This window comes from Methanomethylovorans sp. (genome assembly GCF_050177135.1).
Lineage (GTDB): Archaea > Halobacteriota > Methanosarcinia > Methanosarcinales > Methanosarcinaceae > Methanomethylovorans.
In genome coordinates, this window is record NZ_JBFXHJ010000160.1 from 1 (window position 1) to 4581 (window position 4581).

Annotated in this window: 7 protein-coding genes; 5 read left to right on the forward strand and 2 right to left on the reverse strand. The window is 46.2% G+C overall.

The window, feature by feature from the left end:
* Positions 1 to 788, reverse strand: a 788-nt coding sequence (locus AB7U21_RS10480) for an AIR synthase related protein (protein ID WP_428388880.1), incomplete at its 3' end; no start/stop codon positions are given.
* Positions 789 to 889: 101 nt separating this feature from the next.
* Positions 890 to 1243 carry a DUF192 domain-containing protein gene (locus tag AB7U21_RS10485; protein ID WP_333787104.1) on the reverse strand — a complete coding sequence of 118 codons (354 nt, stop codon included), beginning with the start codon at positions 1241 to 1243 and terminating at the stop codon, positions 890 to 892.
* 77 nt (positions 1244 to 1320) lie between these two features.
* Here AB7U21_RS10485 and yciH point away from each other — a divergent pair, with 77 nt between their 5' ends.
* The 5 genes from yciH to AB7U21_RS10510 all read left to right on the forward strand — a co-directional run.
* Positions 1321 to 1629, forward strand: coding sequence for a stress response translation initiation inhibitor YciH (gene yciH, locus AB7U21_RS10490; RefSeq protein ID WP_292351396.1), 309 nt, complete (start codon positions 1321 to 1323; stop codon positions 1627 to 1629).
* A 118-nt stretch (positions 1630 to 1747) separates the two neighbouring features.
* Positions 1748 to 2911, forward strand: coding sequence for a cysteine desulfurase NifS (gene nifS / locus AB7U21_RS10495; protein ID WP_428388883.1), 1164 nt, complete (start codon positions 1748 to 1750; stop codon positions 2909 to 2911).
* Positions 2911 to 3282, forward strand: coding sequence for an iron-sulfur cluster assembly scaffold protein (locus AB7U21_RS10500; RefSeq protein WP_333787102.1), 372 nt, complete (start codon positions 2911 to 2913; stop codon positions 3280 to 3282). Before nifS ends, AB7U21_RS10500 begins: the two co-directional genes overlap by 1 nt.
* A gap of 17 nt (positions 3283 to 3299) precedes the next feature.
* Entirely contained in the window at positions 3300 to 3662 is a 363-nt protein-coding gene (locus AB7U21_RS10505) for a transcriptional regulator (protein ID WP_333787101.1), read from the forward strand.
* The coding region (locus tag AB7U21_RS10510; protein WP_428388885.1) for an Nre family DNA repair protein at positions 3659 to 4581 on the forward strand (923 nt) is incomplete at its 3' end. The genes AB7U21_RS10505 and AB7U21_RS10510, both read left to right, overlap by 4 nt.

A 4581-nucleotide genomic window follows, 5' to 3' on the forward strand; every position in this document is an offset into this window, starting at 1 on the left:
CTGGCACCCGCAAGGCCTGCTGCACCCAGGTCCCTGCAGGATCTCACATATCCTGCTCCGACTACTTCCAGTGTCGCTTCTATGAGCAGTTTCTCTGTGAACGGATCACCTATCTGGATACTGGGCCTGTCCTCTGCTTCGGAACTCTCGGAAAGGTCCCTGGATGCGAAGGATGCACCTCCCAGCCCGTCCCTGCCTGTTGTGGATCCCATGAGGATCATCTTATTTCCTGCCTTCTGGGCTTTTGCTGTCACTATGTTCTCTTTCCTTGCAAGTCCTATGCATGCGACGTTTACAAGAGGGTTACCACTATAGGTCTCATCAAAGAATGCTTCTCCTCTTACCACAGGCACGCCTATACAATTACCATAGCTTGCGATACCTTCGATGATGTGTTCGAAAAGATAAAGGTTCTTAGGGGTATTGAGGGGCCCGAAATACAGGGGGTCCATAAGGGCTATAGGTCTCGCTCCCATGGATATAATATCCCTTACAATGCCTCCCACACCCGTTGCAGCACCGTTGTGGGGGTCTACGTATGATGGATGGTTGTGACTTTCCATACCTATTGCAAGCACCCAGCCGTCTTCAAAGTCCACGATAGCAGCATCATCTCCAGGTCCTATGATAACCTTCTCGCCGGTTGTGGTAAAAGTCTTCAGTAAAGGTCCACTGGAGCGATATGAACAATGCTCGCTCCACAAATTGAGGAAACATCCCTGTTCCACAATGTTGGGTTCTCTTCCCATTTTTTCAGTTATAAGCTTGAAATCGTTCTCTTGTAACATTGTGTGCCTCAGACTACTATTCATTTCTGTGTTTATGTAGGCTTAAAAGCACTCAAGTTTAAAAAAGATTCCTTCATTAGACCTAAACCCCGTTCCTTTATTCACGGAAGATCCATAGTGAGGTTTTCTCCGGGAATGAGTTTGCAGCGCTCTATGGAGCCGGAGTGCATTTCGACAATATATTTTGTCTTTTTAGGGGACTGTGTCAAACCTATCCAGGGTTTTAATCTTGCAGTGGCAAGTATTTTCTTATTATCATCCAGAAAAACCACGTCTATTGGAAAAAATACAAAAAGCATGTGCACAGAAACGGATCTGGGAGAAGGTAGTATGAAGACAAGCGCATATCTTTCTGCAATGCTCTTTCGGAACATAAGCCCCCTTGACTGGCTTATTATACCTTCTGCAAATTCAATGTCAGATGCAACTAATTCACCATTAGGTTTTAATATCATTGCTGTTTACTTTATACGACTATTTAAGTATAGTTTATGGTCAAAATGTTTAATGTTCTTGGAGGAAATATCACTAGATGAGTTCAGAAATGTGCCCTGTATGCGGATTGCCAATGGAATTGTGCATCTGCGAAGAAGTAGCAAAAGAGCAGCAAAGAATTACCGTGAAGGTCAACAGAAGAAGGTATGGGAAGGAAGTGACTGTCGTAGAAGGTTTTGATGCACATGAGATCGACCTCCACGAACTATCGACCTATCTGAAATCCAAGTTTGCATGTGGTGGAACTGTCAGGGATAATGCTGTTGAGTTGCAGGGCAACCATCTGTCTCGCATGAAGGACGTTCTTGTTGAAAGGGGTTTTTCTCCGGAGCAGATCAAAGATTAAACACTTTAATTTAACTGTAAATCGTATCTTCCAGTTACTTACCTTTAATTTTCCAAAGTATCAAATTTATTCATTTTATGGGAAGGAGTAAATCCGTCAGTTATTCACAAGGTGAAGCATGAAACGTATATATCTGGATCACAGTGCAACCACACATGTGGATACCAGGGTTCTGGAGGCCATGCTCCCTTATTTTAGTGAAAAGTTCGGAAATGCTTCAAGTTTACACTCTTTTGGACTGGAAGCTGCAGAAGCACTATCCTCTTCCCGGGAACAGGTGGCTGCAGCACTGGGTGCTGAACCGCAGGAGATCATTTTCACATCAGGTGGCACCGAATCTGACAATATGGCAATAAAAGGCTCTGCATACATGTGTTCTTCCCGGGGCAGGCATATTATCACTTCCGTTATAGAACATCCTGCAGTATTACGCACCTGTGAGCAGCTTGAGAAAGAGGGTTTCGAAGTTACCTATGTGCCAGTGGATAATGAAGGCATAGTTGATATGCAGTTCCTTGAGGATTCCATAAGAGAAGATACCATTCTTGTAAGTATAATGCATGCCAATAATGAGATTGGAACTGTTCAGCCAATAAAGGAAATTAGTGAGCTCATAGAAGGACGGGAAATAGTCCTTCACACCGATGCTGTCCAGTCCGTGGGTAAGATACCTGTTGATGTGAATGAACTGGGTGTGGATATGTTGTCCATATCTTCCCACAAGCTCCACGGTCCTAAAGGTGTGGGAGCCCTATACTTGCGTAGTGGTGTCAATATCCTGCCTCTTGTGCAGGGTGGTGGCCACGAACGCGGGCTGCGTCCGGGTACCGAGAACATCCCGGGTATCGTGGGTTTTGCAAAGGCCATGGCCATTGCCAGGGATCAACTGGAAGCTGATTCCAGGCACATGCAACATCTGCGGGATTCTATGATAGAAAAGGTCCGCAGCAGAATACCGTATGCAAGACTTAACGGTCATGAAAAAAAGCGTCTTCCGAACAATGTGAACATGAGTTTCAGGCATGTGGAAGGTGAATCTTTGCTTATGCTCCTTGATATGAAGGGTGTTGCTGTTTCCACCGGCTCGGCATGTTCCTCTAAATCCCAAAAGGCTTCTCACGTGCTAAAGGCCATTGATCCTGGTGTAGATTATATACATGGTTCATTGAGGTTCACCCTGGGGAGAGAGAACACTATGGAAGAGATCGACCTTGTAGTTGATCTTCTTGAGGAGGCCGTCATGAAGCTGCGCCAGATGTCACCCTTCGAGGAGGAGAAATAATGTACAGCAGAAAACTTCTGGAAGAATTCACTGATCCTAAGAACGTAGGCGTCATCGAAGATGCAGATGGAGTGGGTCAGCTGGGAAATCCTGCAGATGGTGATGTCATAACCATCTACATTAAGGTAAAGGATGGTGTACTGGCGGATGTTAAGTTCAAGACCTTCGGTTGTGCAGCGGCTATCGCTACTTCAAGTATGGTGACGCAAATGGCAAAAGGCAGGACCCTAGAAGAGGCCAGGCGTATAACAAAGGAAGAAGTGGCCGAGGCGTTGGGTGGTCTTCCCCCAGGCAAGATGGATTGTTCGAACTTTGCGCCGGATACTTTAAGGATGGCCATTGAAGATTATCAGAATAAACATAAGATCTGATAGTGGAGGTACATCTTTTGAAAACGACGTGTGAGATCATGGTGCAGAAAGTCCTTCCGGCTATACGTGCAGAGATCGCACGGGTTTTGTTCTCTGAACACAGATGTACCCAGCAGGAGATCGCTGATATCCTCTGTCTTTCAAGGGCTGCCGTTTCACAGTACATGAGCGAGAAAAGAGGAGCTGAAGTTGATTTCCCAGAAGAGGTCCGTGCAGAGGTGAGGAAGTTCTCTGCCAGGTTGATTAAGGGCATGGACCAAAAGGACCAGGTAGAAGGTATGTGCAATATCTGCAGGTTCGTGCAGCACTCCGGCTGGTTCGATAAGAACATACCTGAAGCAGGATCGTGCATCCTATGTGGGGATAAAGAGCAAAGTTGAGCCATAATCAATGTGTACAATGCAAGGGAAGAGGATTCTGTGGACGTCCTGTATGCCCCATTCTTGAAAAGTTCAAGTCCATAGAGTCATCTGTAATAACCAGTAAAGGAGCAACTTCCATATTTGGAGCCTCTCCTCCGGCAGTTTTCATTGGCAGGCATGATTATCCTTCAGTGATGTCGGGTCCCATGGTCCCTCCTGGTATGGGTGGAGATGAGTCTTCCATACTTGAAGACCCAAAACAACTGCTCAGTATGGGCATTGGAGATATCATTGCAGCACGTTCCAGGCTTGTGCGGGCAGGTGCACGCATGCACGTTAAGGATGCCGCAGATCCCAAAGACCCTTTACTCCTGAAATCTCAGGAACTGGCCCTTTCTATAACGCCTGTGGATACTGAAGCTTGGTTCAACAAGCCTCTGTCTAACAGGTTGAAGTTCGATAGCGTAATGACCCCCATGGGACCTTCAGGTGATCTAAAGGATCTGGACATCACTGATAACCCGAATGTTCCAAAGAAGGTCGATTATCTGGTATATGATGATGATGCACTGGCAAAGGATGCTGTTTCAGAGCTTATCTCCTCGAATATCTCTCAGGATCACATCACCCGTCTTCTTTCCATTGGACTGCTCGGAAAAGAGCGCAAGCTGGTACCCACCAGATGGTCCATAACAGCAGTTGACGATATGCTGGGCAAGGATATGTTGCACAGTGTCCGGGATCATCCTCAGATAAGCGATATTATGCTCTTTAGCGGAGGAGCTTTCGGTAACCATTTCGAAATACTCTTGATCCCCCGGGTATTTTCCTATGAACTAATAGAGATATGGATGCCCAGGGCTGTATGGTCGGGTGATTCCACATGGATAGGTGCCGACAGTGAGGGTATGGACGGCAAAAAAGGATATTCCAGTCT